Annotated in this window: 14 protein-coding genes; 6 read left to right on the plus strand and 8 right to left on the minus strand. The window is 49.1% G+C overall.

What is annotated here, in order from left to right:
* Positions 1-4: 4 nt before the first annotated feature.
* The 6 genes from BMX82_RS03005 to BMX82_RS03030 form a co-directional block, all read right to left on the minus strand.
* Positions 5-1,348 (minus strand): MFS transporter, encoded by a 1,344-nt coding sequence (locus tag BMX82_RS03005; protein WP_036913124.1) that lies wholly within the window; start codon positions 1,346-1,348, stop codon positions 5-7.
* A 1-nt stretch (position 1,349) separates the two neighbouring features.
* Positions 1,350-2,516, minus strand: a complete 1,167-nt coding sequence (locus tag BMX82_RS03010) for a glycoside hydrolase family 130 protein (protein WP_036913127.1) — start codon at positions 2,514-2,516, stop codon at positions 1,350-1,352.
* Between the two features lie 12 nt (positions 2,517-2,528).
* Positions 2,529-3,647 carry a glycoside hydrolase family 26 protein gene (locus tag BMX82_RS03015; protein ID WP_091765927.1) on the minus strand — a complete coding sequence of 373 codons (1,119 nt, stop codon included), beginning with the start codon at positions 3,645-3,647 and terminating at the stop codon, positions 2,529-2,531.
* A gap of 7 nt (positions 3,648-3,654) precedes the next feature.
* On the minus strand, positions 3,655-4,968 hold the full coding sequence (locus BMX82_RS03020; protein ID WP_091765931.1) for an acetylxylan esterase: 1,314 nt from the start codon (positions 4,966-4,968) through the stop codon (positions 3,655-3,657).
* A 90-nt stretch (positions 4,969-5,058) separates the two neighbouring features.
* Positions 5,059-6,360, minus strand: coding sequence for a glycoside hydrolase 5 family protein (locus BMX82_RS03025; protein ID WP_036913137.1), 1,302 nt, complete (start codon positions 6,358-6,360; stop codon positions 5,059-5,061).
* Positions 6,361-6,604: 244 nt separating this feature from the next.
* Positions 6,605-7,495, minus strand: coding sequence for a hypothetical protein (locus BMX82_RS03030; protein ID WP_091765934.1), 891 nt, complete (start codon positions 7,493-7,495; stop codon positions 6,605-6,607).
* Between the two features lie 143 nt (positions 7,496-7,638).
* On the opposite strand from BMX82_RS03030, the gene BMX82_RS03035 reads away from it, so the two are divergent.
* The 6 genes from BMX82_RS03035 (at position 7,639) to BMX82_RS03060 (ending at position 17,932) form a co-directional block, all read left to right on the plus strand.
* On the plus strand, positions 7,639-9,978 hold the full coding sequence (locus BMX82_RS03035; RefSeq protein ID WP_091765937.1) for a mechanosensitive ion channel family protein: 2,340 nt from the start codon (positions 7,639-7,641) through the stop codon (positions 9,976-9,978).
* Positions 9,979-10,058: 80 nt separating this feature from the next.
* Positions 10,059-10,823, plus strand: coding sequence for a 3-deoxy-8-phosphooctulonate synthase (kdsA, locus tag BMX82_RS03040; RefSeq protein WP_036913143.1), 765 nt, complete (start codon positions 10,059-10,061; stop codon positions 10,821-10,823).
* Between the two features lie 4 nt (positions 10,824-10,827).
* Complete coding sequence (locus BMX82_RS03045) at positions 10,828-11,775, plus strand: KpsF/GutQ family sugar-phosphate isomerase (protein WP_036913146.1); 948 nt, start codon at positions 10,828-10,830, stop codon at positions 11,773-11,775.
* Between the two features lie 19 nt (positions 11,776-11,794).
* On the plus strand, positions 11,795-15,577 hold the full coding sequence (locus BMX82_RS03050) for an AraC family transcriptional regulator (RefSeq protein ID WP_091765941.1): 3,783 nt from the start codon (positions 11,795-11,797) through the stop codon (positions 15,575-15,577).
* Positions 15,574-16,812: a cardiolipin synthase gene (gene cls, locus BMX82_RS03055; RefSeq protein WP_091765944.1), complete on the plus strand. Its 1,239-nt coding sequence runs from the start codon at positions 15,574-15,576 to the stop codon at positions 16,810-16,812. Before BMX82_RS03050 ends, cls begins: the two co-directional genes overlap by 4 nt.
* 4 nt (positions 16,813-16,816) lie before the next feature.
* Positions 16,817-17,932, plus strand: a complete 1,116-nt coding sequence (locus BMX82_RS03060) for an acyltransferase family protein (RefSeq protein WP_091765947.1) — start codon at positions 16,817-16,819, stop codon at positions 17,930-17,932.
* Here BMX82_RS03060 and BMX82_RS03065 read toward each other — a convergent pair.
* On the minus strand, positions 17,920-20,094 hold the full coding sequence (locus BMX82_RS03065; protein WP_091765950.1) for a tetratricopeptide repeat protein: 2,175 nt from the start codon (positions 20,092-20,094) through the stop codon (positions 17,920-17,922). The two genes, BMX82_RS03060 and BMX82_RS03065, sit on opposite strands and share 13 nt — an antisense overlap.
* Before the next feature lie 12 nt (positions 20,095-20,106).
* Positions 20,107-21,024, minus strand: coding sequence for an ABC transporter substrate-binding protein (locus BMX82_RS03070; RefSeq protein ID WP_091765953.1), 918 nt, complete (start codon positions 21,022-21,024; stop codon positions 20,107-20,109).
* Positions 21,025-21,135 lie beyond the last annotated feature (111 nt).

Below are 21,135 nucleotides of genomic sequence, written 5' to 3' on the forward strand. Positions count from 1 at the left end.
CCGCTCATTTTTTAATAGGATAGATCCAGGTAAGAACAACAATCAGTCCAGCGATGATGGCTGGGAACAGCGAGAAGAGCGACCACACCATGGCAAGCACCGACTCTGTGATTGAAGCAGGGTCAACCATCGTATTACCCATGTCATCTGTAATCATACTTGCACCAGCCAATCCCAAGAAGAGGGCCACCAGCGAGCCAGAAATGGCGGTACCAAATTTCTGCGCCATCGTACCTGACGAGAATATCAGTCCTGTCGATGATGTTCCATTCTTCTCTGTAGCATAATCGGCCACATCGGCATACATACTCCACAACAGAGGCGAATAGAGTCCGATGCCTATTGACGTAAGTATCACCAATGCCACCATCACCCAGATATAACTTGGGTCCATCGGCACAAAGAAGAATGCTACCGAAAAGATTACACAAATGAGGGCCGCCGCCATAAAAGCCTTACGCTTTGAACCGATGATCTGTGTGAACTTTGGCGACACACCGCCGAAAATCATACAAGTCAGTTCACCAAAGGTCATAAACACTGTGTAATTGATAATCAGTCCGCTTACCGTCACATCACCATGCAGACAATACTCCAACAGATAACCGGCTACGGCATAGCGGAATCCATTGAAGAAGTTGGTACAGATGCCTATCAACGTCAATATAATCCAAGGCTTATTCTTAAAAAGATCGCCAAACTGCTTGAACGAGAATTTCTCTGCGCGTATGGGCTTCAGCCGTTCCTTTGTCAGGAATCCGCAAGCCAACGTACCAGCGGCGGCGATAAAGCCGAAGAAAGCGCCCAGAACGGCATACTGATGCTGCTCTGTGCCACCCACCAACCGCTGTAGATACGGGAACGACAGTAGGGTAATGAATCCCATAGCATAGGCACCCACCATACGGAAACTCGAGAACTGGTTCTTCTCATTGTCATCGTCGGTCATTACACCCAACAGCGATCCGTAAGGCACGTTCACAGCCGTATACATAGCCATCATCAGCAGATACAGGCTGTAAGCCCAGATGCGTTTACCCGTCAGTCCAAATTCAGGGGTATAAAGCAAGAGTGCAAACACCAGTCCGAATGGGATGGCACCGAATATCAGCCATGGACGATAAGTGCCCCAACGACTCTGCGTACGGTCGGCAAGCGAGCCCATCAACGGGTCTGTCACCACATCGAACATACGTGCTATCAGCATCAGTGTAGCAGCGTCAGCAAACGTCAATCCGAACACATTTGTAAAAAACAGTGGAAAGGCTATCGACATAATTTTCCATGTGATACCTCCAGCAGCAGCATCGCCCAAGGCGTAACCGATCTTTTCTTTTAGTGTAGCCATATTATTTTAAGTTTTTATTTTTTGCTATCAAGCGTTTGATGGTCTCAACACTGGCTGCTGTGGTAAGGCCGTCTTCTGGCGTATTCATGCAGTAGTCGATGAGCTTATCGATGGTCGACGTAGCCACATGCATACGGGTGTCGGCCGATGCGTAATAAATGAACACCTTGCCGTCTTCATCGGCTATCCAACCATTGGCAAAGGCTACGTTCATCACATCGCCCAGATACTCATCACCCTCAGGCACGAGGAAATAGCCGCCAGGCTGAGCTATTACCTTTGTGGGGTCTTCGAGCGCAGTCATATACATATAGAGCACATAGCGCAGGCCATCGGCCGTAGCACGCACGCCATGAGCCAGATGGAGCCAGCCCTTGGGTGTCTTAATGGGGTGCGGACCTTCGCCGTTTTTCACCTCAGTGATGGTATGATAGTGACGGGCATTGATAATCTTCTCGTCTTTCACCTCTGCATTAGTGATGTCGTCTACCAGTGCCCACCCTATACCGCCACCACTACCAGTGTCGATAAATCCGTCCTGAGGACGTGTGTAGAAAGCATACTTTCCGTCTACGAACTCAGGGTGAAGCACCACGTTGCGCTGCTGACTTTTGGTTTTCAGGTCTGGCAGACGATACCAGGTCTTCAAGTCCTTGGTGCGAGCGATACCTGCCGTAGCAGTGGCAGCACTGAGATTACCAGGCTGCGAGTCGTCATGACGCTCTGCACAGAACACACCATAAATCCAGCCATCCTCATGTTGTGTGATACGCATATCATAGATGTTGGTGGCAGGAATCACGTCGTCAGGCATTGTGATAGGCTCTTCCCAGAAACGGAAATTGTCAATGCCATTAGGACTCTCAGCCACAGCGAAGTAGCTCTTTCGGTCGGCACCCTCAACACGAACGATGAGCAGATACTTACCATTCCATTTAATGGCGCCAGAGTTCAGTGTTGCGTTACACATGATGCGCTGCATCAGATAGGGGTTATCTTTCTCGTTGAAGTCGTACTTCCACTCCAAGGGTATATGGGCAGCAGTCACTACGGGATACTTATACTTGTCATATATGCCGTTGCCCCACTCCAAGGGTTCGTTTCTACGACTCAACAGCTCCTCATGATGCTTACGGAGAGCAGCAACTTTATCATTGAAATTCTGCATTATCTTTTCTGTTTATTTAATATCGTTTAGGAATAATGATTTCTCATTGTTGTGAAAGTCGACGAAATACTGGGCATCGGGCTTACCGGGCGAAGGACCGAACCACTCGTGAGGCGCATTGCGCCACACCAGCAGGTAGCTGATGAGATGTTTCTCAACCACAGGCTGCAAGGTGGAAGTCCACCATGTCGGATCGCTCAGATTCTTCAGTCCGCATTCTGTCAGCGCAGCCACCTTGCCATGATCTTCGGCAAACTTGCAGAGCATCGTCAGATTCATATCCAACAGACGCTGAAAATCAATCTTACCATCTGGCGCCCACTGATAGCCGTCAAAACCTACCACTCCTACACGGTCGTCACCAGGGTAGCGTTCCATGTACTTTTCTGCCGTCAGGTCAGGAGCCATTCCTGGTGAATATGCCCAGAGCAGATTGTCAAGGCCGTCGGCAGTGAGCTTATCCTGCAACATATTCCACAGAGCCTTGTATTCCTCTGCCGTACAGAGTCTCTCGCCCCACCAGAACCAAGAGCCTGTATTCTCGTGCCAAGGACGGAAGATAACAGGAACTTTTTCTCCATCTGGCGTCTTCAAGGTAGCGAGGAAGTCAGAGAGGCGCTGCATCCATGTCTGGAAAAGTTCATGTTTCAAACCACCTTCGAGGACGCTCTTCACCACAGTTGTGTCGCTGATATCCCAGGCTGTACCTTCAGGGTACTGCTGTCCTGCATTTCCGCCGCCTTCGATGGTAGTGAGGGGATTGCGCGGATGCCAACTGATGGTTATGATACCTCCACGCTGATGGTGGGCGATGATTTCTTCAGATATTCTGGTAAAGGGCACGCTGTCGAGACTCTTCTCGTCGCCCATCTCGATACCACCGAGCTCGAAACCCATCACGGCGGGATAGTCGCCACACACGTTCTTCACGTCGCTCGAGTCTTTCTGATACTCCCAAGTTAGTCCATAGAACGAATCGTCCTGATGACCGAACATATAGCCTTTCTGGCGAAGTGTGTCGAGGCGCTCCATCAGCTGCTCCGCCTTGGTTTTCTCATTCTCGCTATGCTTTGCCGTAGAACATGCTGCCACAGCAAACGCTATTATCGTCATAAAAACAAGCTTCTTCATAATTCCTCTAATTTTTTATATTCATTTGTTTAAGCAGCCACGCTTCCCACTCGTCCCATTGTTCCTGGAACCAGAAATGCCAGGTGGCCTGATAGGGGGAAATCTCTTTCGGTCCCTTCACTGTGTTATAGGTAGCCCAGGCCGTTGTCGGAGGCACAACATCGTCGTTATAGCCAAACGAGAACCAGCCTTTCTGCTGGTCAGTAATCAGACGGGCGAAGTTAACGCCGTCGTAGTAGCGACTCACTTCTATCTGCTTCTCCCGTCCTTTGATCTCGCCTTGCGAGCGTCCTTCGGCCGATTGCCAATAGAAATAGTGTGGCCAACCGCAGGCTGCGCCCTTAAGCGAATTAGTATGATCGCAGAGGGCAGCGTGAACAGGAGCATAGAAGGTGACGCGTTTGTCGAGACCAGCTGTGGCCAGCGACAGAAAGCCGCCCTGACTCGAACCTGTCACACCCAGTTCCTTTCCGTTCCAGGGCGTAAACTGCTCGATATAGTCAAGCGCACGGATACAACCCAATATCACGCGCATATAATAATGTTTCTCGCGCGAATCCATATTATACTCCCAATAGCCAGAGAGCGCACCATTGTATATATCGTCATAGACCTTCTGTTCCATCGTCACAGGTATGCCGTGAATACCGATTTCGAGGGTGATTGCGCCCTGAGAGGCTGTCCAGATATCGCCGCCATAAGGACGTACGCCAGCACCTGGCACACGCAGAAGGGCTGGATAGCAGCCCTCTTTTACTGGTACTGAGAGGATGCCATACGTACGATAGCCAGCCTGCATATTCTGGAATGAGACCTCATACACGTTGACATCCTTCGTGCATCGCTCAGGAAGCAGGCGCTTCGTTGGGTTCAGCTCCGTCTTGCGGGCTTGGGCGATGGCATGTTGCCAGAAATCGCAGAAGTCACTAGGCATCACCGTCGACGGCTGTAGCCGCTCTGGCGAGAAAGCTGCGCCACAAGCGCCCCTATAATCCTTGCCGTCTACATGGGCCGTCACGTCGACACGATAAAAACCAGGCTGGCTCATAGTACCCGTCAATTTATAGGTACCATCCTTGAGCGTCATGCTTTTCTTGACATCCTGATACATCTCCGGACCAGCCGCTAAATCAATGCTTACGTTGTCGAGCAGCGTGCCCGACTTGAGCACCTGAACCACGAAACCGGCTTTCTCGCCCGCCTTGTACGTCCAGTCCTGATGATCAGGCTGCACCACAACCTGAATACTGCTGCCGCGAATCTGTGCAGACAGCGTCGAGAACGCCATCATACAGAAAATAATTGATAGTAGTCTTTTCATTGCTTTTGCTTTAAGATGATTACAAAATTGCGGTGCAAAGATACGACTTATTACGCGAACGTCAGTACTTTTATTTGCTCATTACTTACACTATTTTGCCAAAGTGCCGATTCTGTCTATTTGGGCCTTGATAACTGCCAGCGTCGACTTGTCGCCAGCAAACACGGAGTTTAATCCCTGAGCCTCCTGAGCGGGGTCACCCGTATAGTCGTCGCCTATGAGCCATTGCTCGTGTTTCGGCTGGGCCAGTCCGCCCCATCCCCAGAAGTTACAGCCAGCAAAGTATCCCCCTTGCTCCATATTGTCGCCCACAAGGGAGAACACATATTCATAGAAACCGTCGCGACCCTGTGTAGGAGTGCCGAGAGCGAAATTGAAGCCATCGCGAGGATAGCCGAATTCCTCCATCACCAGCGGTTTTCTGATCTTCTCGCATATCTGCAAGTGACGGTCTATATACTCCTTCGTATTGGCTTTGGCACGCGGCAGGTTCTCTATCAGTGAGTCTTGCTTTGCCCACCCCCAGTTATAGGGCCAAAGATGGATGTTGGCATAGTCAATATTCTTGTCGGCCGTAATACGCTCCCAGCAGCCAAAGTCGCCCTCACAGCCCCACGCGCCCTCTGAGCCTATCGAGATCAGATGGTTAGGGTCAAGTTCGCGGATAAGTGCCGAGGCCTCACCGAGCCATTTCTCAAAGGCAGGCAGCGCCTCTGTAGAGAAGGCACGAGGCTCGTTGCCTATCTGCCACGACATGATGGCAGGATCGTCTTTATACGCCAGACCGGTATAGCGATTGGTGCGACCGATGATGAAACGAATATAGTCATAGAACAACTTGTGCGCCTTTTCGTTAGTGGCATATTTGCTCATCGCCTGCATGAAAGCAGGATAGCCTACATCGTCTGGTCTCGGCTGTTTCCCTTCGCCAGCCTGCTCCAGATAGTAGCCGTAGCCGCCACTCCACTCCCACGAGTTGTTCAGGTAAAGCACAGCCACCATCTCACGCTTACCCATCTCCTGCAACAGGTAGTCGAGACCTGCGAGGATTGTGTCGTTATACACGCCCGGAGCTACCTGCAGCGTTGGTTCCACCTTGGTTTTGAAACCACGCTCACCGTCGGAACCCACAAGAATACGCAGGTTGTCAATTCCCATCTGCTTCATCAGGTCGAGTTCCTTACAAAGGCGCTCACGATTACCGCCCTGTCCCTCTGAGCCGAGAATAGCACCATACCAGAAGTTCGTACCCACATAATAATATGGCTGGCCATTTTTCACAAAGTGTCCGTCCTCCACCTTTACGAATGGAGACTGCACTGAACCCTGCTTCGAAGCGCAGGATGAAAGGACAGCTGCTATCAGAATGGTGGTAATAAGTTTCAATTTCATATCGTATATTTATAGTTTCACAAACGGATGCAAAGGTACAATAAAAATATGACACATGCAAGAGTTCCGGGAAGAAAAATTCAATATTTTTTGGTAAGCACCAATTCCCCCTCACACAGTTACATTTTGAAACAGTGAAACTGCGTGCCCCTACCACAATGCGTATATGCGTGTACAATGTGGGGGCATAACGAGAAAAGGGCGTTTGTCGTAAATACCGAAGGGGTTGGTTTACGAGAAGCCCCTACTCCATCCCTCTGGTATGAAAGCGGATAAGTGCCGCAAGCGGACTGCCATAGACGGTTCCGATAGTATACCCCAGCCGCTCGGCAGCCTCCCTGAGCTGTTCCTGGTAGTGAAAAGCCACACTTCCGATGAACGAGACAGGCAGATCTTTGCGCTGGTAAGGGGCTATATGGTAGTCCAGGAAGTCGATGAAGTTATCAACCACCACCTTGTGCACGCCTGCGTCGCCTATATGGTCCTGAATAAACACAGACAGAGAAGCCAGGAAACGGTTGGCCAGCGGCTGGCGATATACACGGTTAATGATTTCAGGCAGTGACAGTTTCGTCTCCGCCTCGAAAGCAGTTTTGATTTCTTCTGACAAAACACCACCATACAAATCATGCACAAAACGCTTCCCAAGCGCAGCACCACTACCCTCGTCGCCAATGATATAACCAAGGGCTGGCGTATGCTGAATAATCTTTTCGCCGTCATACAGGCACGAATTGGCACCGGTACCCAATATACTGGCTATTCCGCAATTACGTCCACATAGAGCTCGTGCAGCTCCCAGCAGATCGCTATGCGCCTCAATAACATCGGCCTGAGGAAATGTCTCACGCAAAAGCGAAGTCATCAGCGACTCCATCTCAGGGCGTACGCCGCTACCATAAAAATATACAGCATAAGGAAACTGAGGGGTCAGGATATTAGAACTTTTCAAACGTCTCACATCAGGATCTTCAGTCATCTTTGTTCCAAACTCTTCACGCAGGATACGGACTATCTCCTCACGCGATTGATGAACAGGGTTGATGCCTTGGGTATTAATGACTACAGGTTCTTGACCGCTGGTGACGATGGCCCAATCAGTCTTAGTGCTTCCGCTATCGGCTATTAGAATCATATTATTTATGTTTAAGTGGTTTCTGACTGCAAAAGTAATCAAAAAAGATATAAAACTGCAAGATTATGGCGGAAAACTTTCTTTTAGTCATATTTTTTTTGTACCTTTGCAGTGCTAAATTCACATCAAGATAAACGAACAATATGAAACGCTTTCTACTGACATTCGCCATCCTGCTGGGCTGTGCCGTCGAGGCTAGTGCCGTGCTGAAAGAGAAGGATTTGGAACAGACACTCATGATTCTTCAGGCTGAATTGGAACAATATAACAACGAGCTTATTATGCGCTCCACCGTACGGAAGGCACGCACGAAGCAGATGATCACCCAGCTGTTTCTCACCATGAAGCAGGCCGACCAGAATGCTCTGATGCTATATTCACAGGATCAGGATAACGTGTTCAACATGACCTACGCCTGTCAGGAAGCCACGAAACAGTACAGAAGTTTTCACAAACGTCAGATACCGTTTACGGCATTTCTGGAAAGGAGTGAGCGCGACCGTGCACGCTACGACAGTCTGGTAAGAAGACTGGAGGCGCTGCCTGAGATCATGACCACGAAATACGGCGCGCAACGACGCGACTCATGTCTGAAACTGGCCAAGAGCATACGCTCGACGCTGATTGAGAACGAGAGCCAGCTGAAGCGCAACATACGCTACTACAATCAGACGGAACAGCGATTAAGCGAACTCAACGACTATGCACAGAAGCGATACAGCGACATTCAGCGCAGCATCTTCATCAACGGTGGCGACAGCTACCCCACCCTGCTAAGCAATATCGGACGGCGCTGGAACTCGATGGTCGAGACGGTAAAGAAGAAGTACACCATCAATGACAACGACAACTCGCAGTGGAGCTCGCGATGGATTTTCGGTCTGTTCGTAGCCATCGCCTTCTACATCATCATCGCCGTGGTACTCAACCTGCTGTTCTTCCGTTTTATATTGCCCAAGCGGTTCAAGACCGAAGAGTTCAAGGAGAAGCAGGGCGCCATCACAATGGCCACCACCACGATCACGTTTGCCATCATACAAGGGGTATTGATGAACAACGCCAGCCAGAACTTCCTCATCATGGCCTCAAACCTGTTGGTGGAATATGCCTGGCTGCTGGGCGTCATTCTTATCTCACTGCTCCTGCGCGTAAAAGGGGACCAACTGGGTAGTGCATTCCGTATCTATGCACCACTGATAGCCGTAGGCTTCATCGTGATAGGATGTAGAATCATCCTGATTCCTAACGAGTTGGTGAACATAGCCCTCCCGCCAATTCTGCTCGCCTGCACCATCTGGCAATGGCTCGTTATCAGAAAGCATAACCAGAACATCCCCAAGTCAGACATCTTCTACACTTATATCTCACTCACGGTATCCATCGCCTCGGTCGTCTGCTCATGGGTGGGCTACACGCTACTTGCCGTACAACTCATCACCTGGTGGATCATGCAGCTGACATGCATTCTCACCATCACTTGTGTGAGCAAGTATCTGGCTATCTATGCAAAACGTAAGGGCTACGACAAAAAACCAATCACACAGACCTGGGCCTATCTGTTTATAGAGAAGGTGGTGATGCCTGTGCTGAGCGTTTACTCTGTCATGTTCTCCGTCTACTGGGCAGCCAAAGTGTTCAACCTCAGCGAACTGTGCTGGCGGATATTCAAATACAACTTCATCAACATGGAGAACCTGCTAGTGAGCATTCTGAAGCTTGCGATGGTCATCACCCTGTGGTATGTGTTCCGTTATATCGTAAAAACCGTGCTAGCGCTGCTGAAGCTACACTACGAAGATAGCGACCCCACCACAGCAGCCTCGAAAGAGGTAATGGGCAAGAACGTGATTCAGGTATTCGTATGGGGTATTTGGCTTATGATATCGCTCTCACTGCTCCACATCAGCGTAGGCTGGCTGCTCGCCATCTCTGGCGGTCTGTCGACAGGTATCGGTTTCGCTTCGAAAGATATCATCGAGAACATCTACTACGGTGCCACGTTGATGACAGGACGCATAAAAGTGGGCGACTGGATTGAGGTCGACGGACGCATGGGAAAAGTTGCCAGCATCAGTTACACTTCAACGGTGGTAGAGTCGATTTACGGCGAGGTTATCACATTCCAGAACGCACAGCTCTTCGCTAAGAACTACAAGAACCTGACACGAAACCACAACTACGTGCTCACCATCGTGCCCTTCGGTGTAGCCTATGGTTCAAACCTAAAGCAGGTAACCGAACTCGTGGAGACGGCTGCCAACCAGCTGGATATAGAATGGATGGACAAGAAGAAACCAGTGAAGTGCGTTGTCTCTGAGATGGGTGACTCGAGCGTAAACTTCAAACTTACCGTTTGGGCTGAGGCTCCGAAGAAATCCTACGTGACAAGCGAAGTGCTGAAATGTGTCTACGACACTCTGTATCAGAACAACATAGAGATACCGTTCCCACAGCACGATGTACATATCATCAGCGAAAAGTGAGCCATCAACAGACATGAGCGAACTTTTTTTGCCAAAAATTTGGTAGAATTGATTAAAATAAGTATTTTTGCAGCAATAAAATGAATAGAAAAACAACAATCATAGCTGGTCCCTGCGTCATAGAGTCGGCCGAGCTGCTTGACACCGTGGCACGTAAACTGGTGGAAATCAACACCAAGTTGGGCACTGACATTATCTTTAAGGCTTCGTTCGACAAGGCAAACCGCACCTCAATCCACTCTTTTCGCGGCCCAGGATTGGAGCGTGGACTCCAGATGCTGGCCGACGTAAAGGAGAAGTACGGACTGAGGATTCTGACCGACATTCACGAGCACCATCAGGCCGGTCCTGCTGGCGAAGTGTGCGACGTGCTGCAGATTCCCGCTTTCCTCTGCCGACAGACCGATCTGCTAGTAGCAGCCGCTAAGACGGGATGTATCGTAAACATCAAGAAAGCACAGTTTCTGAGTGGAAAAGACATGAAATATCCAGTAGAAAAGGTACGCGAGTCAGGAGCTAAAGACGTATGGCTTACAGAACGAGGCAACATGATGGGCTACAACAACTTGGTAGTAGACTTCCGTAATATCTCTGATATGCTTGAGATAGTACCTACGGTCATCATGGACTGTACACACAGCGTACAGCGCCCAGGCGGCAGCGACGGAAAGACTGGCGGCGACCGCCGTTTCGTGCCTCAGATGGCACTTGCAGCCAAGGCTTTTGGAGCCACAGGCTATTTCTTTGAAGTACACCCTGACCCAGACAAGGGTCTGAGCGACGCAGCCAACATGCTGGAGCTGGAAAAGCTGGAGTCGCTGGTAGAGAAACTAATATCAGAATAAAACCATGACATCAAGAGAATACGCAATACAATGTTTCAAGGACGAGGCTGAAGCCGTAGTCGGATTAATCTCACAACTCGACGAGAATTTCGACGAAGCTATACGTCTGATATTCGAGTGCAAAGGAAAAGTCATCGTAACAGGTGTAGGCAAGAGCGGGCACATCGGCGCTAAGATCGCCGCAACACTCTCATCTACAGGAACCCCCTCGTTCTTCATCAACCCACTCGACGTGTTTCATGGCGACTTAGGAGTGATGACCTCCGACGATGTGGTGCTTGCCATCTCAAACTCAGGACAGACTGACGAACTGCTACGTTTCATCCCCATGGTACTTCATATGCATATTCCCATTATCGGCATGAGTGGCAATCCAGGGTCACTGCTGGCCAAATATTCTACCTACCATCTGAACGTAAGCGTTGAGAAAGAGGCTTGTCCAATGAATCTGGCTCCAACAAGTTCTACGATGGCCCAGCTGGCCATGGGCGATGCTATCGCCATCGCACTGATGGAGAAGCGTAACTTCCAGCCACGCGACTTCGCACAGTTCCACCCAGGAGGTGAACTCGGCAAACGACTGCTTACAACAGCACAGGACGTAATGTTCAAGGACGACCTGCCCACTCTGCCGCCTGAGATGCATCTGGGCGAAGCCATTATCCTCGTGAGCAAAGGTAAACTGGGACTTGGCATCGCAGAGGTAGAAGGGAAAATCGTTGGATTGATTACCGATGGCGACATCCGTCGCGCAATGGAAAAGTGGAGGGCAGAGTTCTTCGACAGAACGGTGAGCGATATCATGACCCGTACACCGAAGACTGTAAGACCTGAGACTAAGATTACTGAGATACAACGAATCATGAACCAGTATAAAGTACACTCCGTTCTGGTGACTGACGATGACCATCATCTGCTGGGCGTTGTCGACCACTACTCGTGTATGATTTAATTTAGGAAACCGAAGCCTTATGAAAACTATAAAGAAACTTCTGATTGTGTTGTTGCTGACCCTGCCAATGGCGGTGGTAGCCGACTATCTGTTCAAGACCCTGGATGCCCGCGACGGACTGACATCCAGCCAGGTGAACTGCATTCTGAAAGACTCACGTGGCTATGTATGGTTTGGTACGCCAGCAGGATTATACCGTTTCGACGGCTATACCTTCCGCAATTTCCAAAGCGACTCGCAAGACGGTTCGTCGCTGAACGACAGTTACATCAACTCCATTCAGGAGATGCTCGACGGAAACCTGCTGATCTCGACCTCCTCGGGTTATTGCATCTACCACCCGCAGACAGAGAGTTTCGAGCGCGACATGAAGCAGACCTTTGCACGCATGGGTATCGAAACCATCCCATCGATAGTTTTCATAGACCATCATAAGAATCTCTGGGGCGCCATTCCCAACAAAGGTGTGGTATGTTACAATCAACAGCAGCAGTTGCTTTATGAATTTGGCTATACCGACGATGCTCACGGCGTTCCGCAGGGTACGGTCTGCTCTATTGGCGAGTGTCGCGACGGCGCCATCATCGTCTACGACGACGGCCGACTGGTATGTTGCGACGTGATGCATCAACAGCATACGGTATGGGCAACAGAAAGTTTCCCCTCCCTGAAGCGTAAGCGCACTAAGTCGCTGAAGGTCTATGCTGATCAGCAAGACAACATCTGGCTCTACGGACAAGGTACACTGATGATGTACAATAAAAACACTGCTACTTGGGACACCAGTGTTGGCGAACGTCTGGGATTAACAGGCATCGGTGTGGATCGTAACATCAACGGTATGACAGGCGATAAGAACGGAAACATCTGGATTGGCTCCGATCAGCTGGGACTTATCAAGATGGACCAGAACACGCACACAACAGAAAATGTTCAGCCACGTAACATCAACGACAACCAGTGGATCAAGGAAATCATCAGCATCCAAAGCGTCTATGTTGATGATACCGACCTTCTGTGGGTTGGTACGGAGAAATCTGGCGTAGCCTATTGCGGACATTTCATCTACCGCTTCGGCTCTAACCTCATGGGCGACATCACTGCCATGACACAAGATGCAAACGGCACCGTCTGGTATGGAACAAGCGACAAGGGTATCATCGGCTATGATGGTCCACTCGCCAGTTTAAAGGTTTCTTGTATGGAGACAACGCCTGACGGCAGCTTGTGGATAGGATCTAAGCGAAATGGTCTGACTCGCATCAAGAACGGTGTGTCGACCGTGTACTCGTTGGCCCGCGACAGTACGGCAACCCTTATCGATGATCACATCAACGACCTGTGTAAGGATAAGATCGGCAACCTATGGATTGCAACCAATGGCGGTCTGCAGGTGTATAATCCTAGGATGAACTCATTCTCTTCTTATACACGCGAAAACGGCAAACTGACCACCAATAACATCACCAGTCTTTTCTACAACGCCAGCGGCACGACTAACAACCTGCTGATTGGTACAGCCGAGGGACTTATCATCCTGAATCTGTCAACCACGGAGAAGAAACTCGTGACAGGCAATTCGAACAATATCAAGCCGTTCACCAACAACTATATCACCCAGATATTACAGGACTCACGAGGCCTCATCTGGGTGGGAACACGCGAAGGTCTGAACATTCTGAACCTCGAGACCGATGACCTCGAGTACCTCACAGAGAAACAGGGACTCTGCAACAATAACATCTGTGGCATCGCAGAAGACAAGAACCACAACATCTGGGTGACTACCAGTCGTGGCGTAAGCCGTATCGTCGTACAGCGCAATCACGAAGACGGTACAAACAACTACGGTATGTATAACTACACTACCGCTGACGGTTTGCAGAGCAACGAATTCAACATAGGATCCATTCTCACCAAAGATGATGGCAACGTGCTTTTGGGCGGTCTCTACGGTGTCAACTGGGTATTGCAGAAAGCCGTTGAAGATAATAATGCCCTGCCACGCGTTATGCTGACTCAGCTGTACATTGGCGAGGAAGAAGTGCTGGTTGGACATGAGTATAACGGCAGAGTCATTCTGACACAGGCCATGAACGAGACAAATAAGATTAACCTGGCTCATGACCAGAACACCTTCACCATCAAGTTTGCCGCAGGTAACTACAACCAGAGTGAGCGCCTGCAGTTCATGTACTGGATGGAGGGCAAGGATGAAGACTGGCGCAATGGTAATGCCCTGACCCATGGTGTGACTTTCAAGGATCTTGGAAGCGGACGTTATACACTCCACGTTAAAGCGATTAGTGCCGAGGGCGCTGTCAGCAATCAGGAGCGTACACTCGACATAACCGTTGAGCATCACTGGCTGCTGTCATGGTGGATGATTATAGCATATCTCATCGTGCTGCTCGTCATTATCTACTTCTGGCGCATCGGAATAAAACAAATGAGAGCCATCAAGGCCAGAAAGGATGCCGTAATCACGGAACTGAAACTTCAGCGCGAGGAAATCAAGGCTGCCAGCGATGACCTTCGCCAGCCGATGGCCCGTATGACCTCTATCATCGGTAACCTCTCAGAGAAAGAAAAGTCGCTCGAAGAAAAGGAACAGCTCAATGCCCTCCACTCACAGATGTTGCAGATCATCACCCGTGTGACTGATATGCAGATGAACCTCGAGCACCCAGAAGTGAGAGCCAAGAACGTGGTACAGGATCGTATGGAACTGAATAACAAGGGCGAAATCGAACTACCAGAGATAGCCAGCGAGGCTCTGACATCAGAAGCTACTCGTTCGCATTCAACCATCGACTCGCCTACATCTAAGTTCATCGTTGTCATGATCGACGATAACGAAGACTTCCTGAAGTTTGCCTCAGCACGTCTGAAGTACGTATACGACTTCCACATCTATAATGACATCATGAAGGCTGCCGACGACCTCGACGAGATGAAGTGCGACATCGTAGTCTGCAAGCAGGAGATGCCAGGTATGACGGGTAGTGAGTTGTGCAACCAGCTTAAGACCAACTTCGCTACGCAGAACATCAAGTTCGTACTTATGACCGACGGTGTGCTTACACCGCAGGATATGCATACCAAGAATATCACGGTTTCTGCTGACGATTATCTGGCCAAGCCCTTCAATATGCAGGAAGCTACCATGCGCTTCAATCAGGTGCTCGGATTAGGTCCCATTAAGATGAACAGCAACCTTATCGAGGGAGCAGAGACGCGCATGCTTGAAGAGCATAACACCAGTATGACCACCGCTACCGAGAACATCGGTATGGAGGACATCGCTATCGATACTGATACGGAAATCTCTGCCGACGACCCGATGAACAAGGTTGATACGACAATTGTAAGAAAGACGTCGCTGACAAAGATGAACAATCTGCCTGAAGGCATTCTCCCAGAAAACGAGTTGGGCGAAGAAGTCTCTTCAGATTACTCGATGCTCGACGCCATGGATCAGCAACTCATCAAGAACATCGAGCAATATGTGATGCAGAACATGAGTCGCGGACAGATCAGTCTTGAAGAGATGTCGAGCGCTATGGGAATGGGACGCGTGCCGTTCTTCCACCGCATTCGCAACCTGACGGGCAAGACTCCAGCCGAGCTCGTTCGTGACATGCGACTCAAGCACGCCTGCATTCTGCTGAAGCGTACAAATATAAATATGAGTGAGCTGGCCGTCAACGTAGGTTTTATGACTGCGGAGAATTTCATCAACATCTTCCGCGAGAAGTTCGGCATGACGCCACTTGAATATAGATTGAAACACCGAAAATGATAAATGAATACCATCGGATAGCAGGAATAGTCGGCACAGCACTATTCCTGCTACTCTCTCTAACAGGACACGCGCAAACCAGCGATTCCCTTATCGTCGGCGATATGCGGAATCAAGGCATCGATTTCTACAAAAACAACCAGGTGAAGGTCATCACCTCTGGTGTCGAGAAGTTCGAACTGATGTTCGACGATATCCGACGAGCCAAAAGCAGTATACATCTGGAATACTTCAACTTCCGCAATGACTCTATAGCCTCGCTACTGTTCGACATTCTCAGAGAGAAGAGAAAGGAAGGCGTAGAAGTCAGAGCCGTTTTCGACGGGTTCGGCAATGACTCTAACAATCAGCCGCTGAAGAAAAAACACCTGCGGAAACTTCGTGCAGACAGTATCGACATCTATGAGTTCGACCCCATCCGTTTTCCTTGGGTGAATCATATCTGGCCAAGAGACCATCGTAAGATTGTAGTCATCGACGGCCGAATCGCCTATACAGGTGGTATGAACGTAGCCGACTACTATCTGGTGGGAACAGAGCAGGTGGGCGAATGGCGCGATATGCATTGCCGTATCGAAGGTCCTGCGGTCAATGAATTGCAAAGAATCTTCGTACGTTTTTGGAAACTCGTAGCAAAAGAAGAGCTCACCAACCAGAAATATTTTCAGGGCGTGCCCAGCGGCTCAAAGATGATCGGCATCGCCAACCGTGAGCCTCACACCTCCAACGAGATCATGCGCCGCTTCTACGTCAGTATGCTCGACAATGCCAAAGATTCCGTCAAGATTATCAATCCTTACTTTGTCCCCACTAACAAAGTTATCAAAGCGCTGAAGCGTTGCGCTGAGCGAGGTGTGAAGATGGACATCCTCATATCTTCGAAGTATGACGAGCCACTGACCCCCGACGTCGTGATGTACAACATGAAGAAGCTCATCAAGCGAGGTGCCAACGTATGGCGCTACCGCCCAGGCTTCCATCACTCAAAGATTATGATGGTCGATGGAAAAGTCTGCACTATTGGCAGCACCAATCTCGACTCACGCAGCCTTCGTTATGACTACGAGGCAAATGCCATCATCGCAGACGAAGCCACCACCCGCGAACTCGATAATCTGTTTATAGAAGACACGAGGAAAAGCGACCTCCTGACTCTTGAAGAATGGAAGAAGAGCCGCACCACCTGGCAGCGGTTCAGAGGTTGGCTGGGTCATTTACTAACATTTGTACTATAGCCACATGAAACGCGACACCGTCATATCCATCGCTAAAGGTATTGCTATCATCTTGATGGTGATAGCCCACGCAGAAGCTCCAGGCTGGTTGTGTAAGTTCATCTTTGAATTCCACATGCCGCTGTTTTTCATTACGGCTGGCTATTTCTTTTCACTGAAATACCTCAACGACGAAGCGACCTTCGTCAAGAAAAGGGTGAAAGGGCTTTACTGGCCCTTCGTCAAATGGTCTGTGTTTTTCCTCGTCATCCACAACTGGATGTTCGACCTTGGCGTACTCAACGAACGCTTTGGCAACGATGCCGGAGGCGTTACTCATCCCTACACGTGGCATCAGATACAACAGAACCTCTGGACCATCCTTACCGCTATGGGGGGCTACGACCAGTTTCTCTGCGGAGCCTTCTGGTTCTTCCGCGGACTTTTCGTGGCCAGCATTCTGTACCTTATTATATATAAACTCACGATCCGTATCCTTCCCACCAAGATTCACCATGCCGCGCCTTATGTCATCTGTCTCCTCATGTTATTGATATGTGCCTGGAAAACATACGAGGGGCTGAAAATCATTACCCTTGTGCAAGGTGGCTATCGCGACCTGATGGGATGCTTTTTCTTTGGCTGCGGCTTTATCTTCAAACAGTATGTTGAGCAATACCGTTCGTTTATATCCAAATATGGCCTCGCCTTCTGGACGACTATAGTCTTCGGACTTATCGTATTTCTTTTTTCCAAGTATCTGACGGCCAACATGAACTGGCGCTCTACTTATAAGCAGTTTCTCTCTTTGCCCGTCCCTGCCCTTTTGGGTTTCCTCATGACATACAACATAAGTCTATGGCTCGACAGGCACGATGGGTGGCTTAAGCGTTTCCTCGTCTACACTGGCGACAATACGCTAAACATCTTCATTTTCCACATTGTGGCCTACAAGGTGGTCAGTCTCATAAAGATATGGTATTACGGTCTCGACATCCGACAGGTAGGATGCCACATGGTGATTCACGAATACTCTCAGCAAGACTGCTTCTGGGTACTCTACACCATCGCAGGCGTAGGCCTGCCATTGACGTTTACCTGGCTGAGTCAGAAAATCAGGAAGAGGTATCAGAGTATATAGAGCATCATCAAGGTCTCAGCCTCTGAGATGCCTTTTTCGCTCAACAGTCTTGCCTCGTTATCTATGATATAACCCTTTTCCTCACCCGTTTCTTTCAGGTAACGGCGGAAGCAGTTGGCTGCCTCGTCGATCTTTCCGCTAAACCACAGGCAGTAGCCAAAGTTCAACAGATCTTCGTTTTCTACCTTCTCTTTCGCAAGTAACTGTGAGTAGAGCCTCTCGGCCTGCTCATATTTTCCATTACACGTCAGCACCCATGCCAGCGAACGAGCCACATTCACATCGTCAGGCTCCTCGTAGTTCAGCTTAAACAGCATTTTCTCTGCCTCTTCATACTGATGCAATTCTATCTGGCAGACTGCCTTATAGAGTAAGTACGACTTTTTCTCTGGCTGTATCTTCAATAGTTTCTCATACACCTCCAGCGATTTTTCATACTCCTCATTTGAGTAGAGCGCTCTGGCATAACCCGCCAACGCCCGCTCGTTCTCAGACTCCAGCTCCACAGCTTTCATGAAATAATCCAGATTATATGGATTCAGATAACCTTGCATCATGTAGTACTGGAAATCGCGCTTATCAACATCCACATACTTCATCACGCGTTTTGCATCTTTGCGTCGCTTCTTCTTAAGCAAGAAAGCTGTTATCTCGTTATAATAGCGCTGTAACGGTGTATCCGAGAACATGTCGTTAGCAAACAACAGATAATCACGTTCCTCCGGATTGAACACATTCTTAAACGCTTCATGCTGTGCGTTCAGTCTGAAGAATCTGTAGAGGTCCTGCAAATATATTCTTCTGAGATAGGTAGGCTTATCAAAGTCCTTATTCACGAACTGGTCGAGGGGGAAGAGTTTATTATCACGACGATCCAATAGCTTTCTTACGCTTTTGGGAATTGAGGCCATTACTTGCTCAAATGCCAGCATAAACGAATACTTGTCGCTATTGCAGAATGGTCCTGTACCCAACATAGACTTCAAGAGCATATTGTGCTTGTACTTATCGTATATCTCGCTCATTTCAGGATGCTCAAAGTAGAATGGTACAAACCAGTTCACGAGTTCGTTGAAGAACGGATAGCGTTTCATCTGCGCAAAACCCGAGAAGTAGATGTCTGAGCCCTGCTTCTGCATATTTATCATCCGCATAAAACTGCTTTCCATCTTCTCCAGTTTCTCTTCCGCCTCGTTGGGGTGCAGAATATCATCCAGCTGACTCTCCAAATCCTCCTCATCTATCAGCTTGATGGTAATGGGCGAATCAGAGTTTTTACTTGTCGTCGGCGACAAGTTTGGTATAATCTCGCGCTGAATCGTCATATTGTCCTGCTCTGCGGTGACGCAATAGATTAGCTGACGCTGTAACTCTGCCAGTTCTTCACAACAGTGTTCATCCTCCAACAACTGCTTTACAAGCTCCTCTTCTTCAGGATATATGCTATGTGCAATGTCTGCATTCAGCGAGAGCGCCCAGCCGACCAGTGCCCTCTGTTGCACCCGATCGTCTGTAGCTCGCTGATACACATGTACCAGCGTTCTGAACTTCGCGATATCAAAGAAGGTCATTGTCGAGAGCATCACGCTACTCAGGATCTGCTGCTGGTCTACCGTGTCGATGGTTGGCGAGAGCAATATATCTTCTATACCTGCAGCAAACGTGTCGCTCCACAGGTCTGAAGTCAGAATATAATAAAACAGATCCGCCATCTGCTGCTGATGCTTAGCATATAGTTCCTTCTGTTTCGACTCTGCTGTATGAGACGGCTCCAGTTCTAACATTGCCACATCCGACACAAACGATTCAAGTTCCTCCTTTATAGCCAGAGGAGACCAGTCTCTCAGTGATGCATGGACCTTGAAGAGCATCGACGACAGATAAGGTGTATGCCTGATATTATAGTTACTGGCTATGTTAGCATAAAGCATGTACATGCGCCTCAACAGGTTGTTGTAAAGGCTGTCCAGCTGCGGGTCCTTAAACCCGTGTTGCCAGTAGTCGGTCATCAGCTGCAGGTCTGTTCTGATGGCATGCAGCCGGTCCGAGTTTATCTGATGCGGATGAACGGCCAAGAAAGCTTCCAACGCAATAATGGCTTCACCGAGATTGCGGTGAAGCAGATGATCATATACGACTGTTAAAGCATCATTTTTAATCATAGCATCGTTATCCTATTTTCTTGCGAGCCATTGCCGAGCCTTCTCTACATCTTTCTGGCGTGGAGCCACAGCATGCTCGAATTTCAGTGAATCTGGCAGTTGTTTCAACGTCTGTTCCGACAATTTATAATTCTTCTTGATGACATCACTATAATGGCGAACCCCATAATGATTGATTGAGTCACACGCCTCGTTATAGCCTTTCAGGAATGCGTCCATCTGACGCATGCGGTTCTTATCGTTCATTTCTTTTTCACGAAAAGCCAACACCCCCATCTGCATATCCATCTGACGGGTGTCGAGCAGCACCTTATGCTTGCCAAGCAGAGCCTGAGTGACTTGCGGCTCTGTCATCAGAAGAGCGTCCATCTCGTTGTTTTCAAGCATCTTCAGGCGGATGTTCACGTCGTTCACCTGTATGCGGAACACTTGTTCTGGTTTTAGTTTGGCACTGTCGACAGCGATATCGCCCAGCATATCCGTCACTGAGTATCGCGTCATAGCCAGCATGCGGTCGTTCAAGTGTTTCAGGTTCGACATTCTCAACTGGCGATTACTGATCAGCAGCCAGTAGGCATTCGTGGCAGCCACATATCTCAGGGGTATGCCCTGCTTGATGATACGCTCTGTTCTCACCAAGTCACTGACAGTCCCTTCCACCCTTCCACGTATCAGAGCTGTATCACAGTCCATCTGGGCATTGAAATGCTTCAGGCGGATATCCACCGCAGTGTCAAACATCTGGTGATCCTTGGCTATGAATATAGGCAGACAATCGAGCGTGGGCATCACGGCAATCTTCAGTGCAGCCGAGTCCTCACGCCACAACTTCAGGCGCTGAGCCCTTGTGAGTCGCTTTGTTTCCTCATACGACTGTCCGCAGCCTATAATCAGCAGCGCAGTCACGATAAAAATCATCAGTTTCTTCATAAACACTGCAAAGGTAGCAATTTTTTGGCACAGACGTCATAGATTATCACAGATTTATGTTTTTTTTCCTTTTGAATCAGCGAAATCTGTAGCATTTTTATTACTTTTGCA

This window comes from Prevotella sp. khp7 (assembly GCF_900109055.1).
GTDB lineage: Bacteria > Bacteroidota > Bacteroidia > Bacteroidales > Bacteroidaceae > Prevotella.

Bases quoted from the DNA above. Each gene is read 5' to 3' on its own strand.
- BMX82_RS03005 (WP_036913124.1), bottom strand. From the start codon at position 1,348: ATGGCTACACTAAAAGAAAAGATCGGTTACGCCTTGGGCGATGCTGCT.
- BMX82_RS03010 (WP_036913127.1), bottom strand. From the start codon at position 2,516: ATGCAGAATTTCAATGATAAAGTTGCTGCTCTCCGTAAGCATCATGAG.
- BMX82_RS03015 (WP_091765927.1), bottom strand. From the start codon at position 3,647: ATGAAGAAGCTTGTTTTTATGACGATAATAGCGTTTGCTGTGGCAGCA.
- BMX82_RS03020 (WP_091765931.1), bottom strand. From the start codon at position 4,968: ATGAAAAGACTACTATCAATTATTTTCTGTATGATGGCGTTCTCGACG.
- BMX82_RS03025 (WP_036913137.1), bottom strand. From the start codon at position 6,360: ATGAAATTGAAACTTATTACCACCATTCTGATAGCAGCTGTCCTTTCA.
- BMX82_RS03030 (WP_091765934.1), bottom strand. From the start codon at position 7,495: ATGATTCTAATAGCCGATAGCGGAAGCACTAAGACTGATTGGGCCATC.
- BMX82_RS03035 (WP_091765937.1), top strand. From the start codon at position 7,639: ATGAAACGCTTTCTACTGACATTCGCCATCCTGCTGGGCTGTGCCGTC.
- kdsA (WP_036913143.1), top strand. From the start codon at position 10,059: ATGAATAGAAAAACAACAATCATAGCTGGTCCCTGCGTCATAGAGTCG.
- BMX82_RS03045 (WP_036913146.1), top strand. From the start codon at position 10,828: ATGACATCAAGAGAATACGCAATACAATGTTTCAAGGACGAGGCTGAA.
- BMX82_RS03050 (WP_091765941.1), top strand. From the start codon at position 11,795: ATGAAAACTATAAAGAAACTTCTGATTGTGTTGTTGCTGACCCTGCCA.
- cls (WP_091765944.1), top strand. From the start codon at position 15,574: ATGATAAATGAATACCATCGGATAGCAGGAATAGTCGGCACAGCACTA.
- BMX82_RS03060 (WP_091765947.1), top strand. From the start codon at position 16,817: ATGAAACGCGACACCGTCATATCCATCGCTAAAGGTATTGCTATCATC.
- BMX82_RS03065 (WP_091765950.1), bottom strand. From the start codon at position 20,094: ATGATTAAAAATGATGCTTTAACAGTCGTATATGATCATCTGCTTCAC.
- BMX82_RS03070 (WP_091765953.1), bottom strand. From the start codon at position 21,024: ATGAAGAAACTGATGATTTTTATCGTGACTGCGCTGCTGATTATAGGC.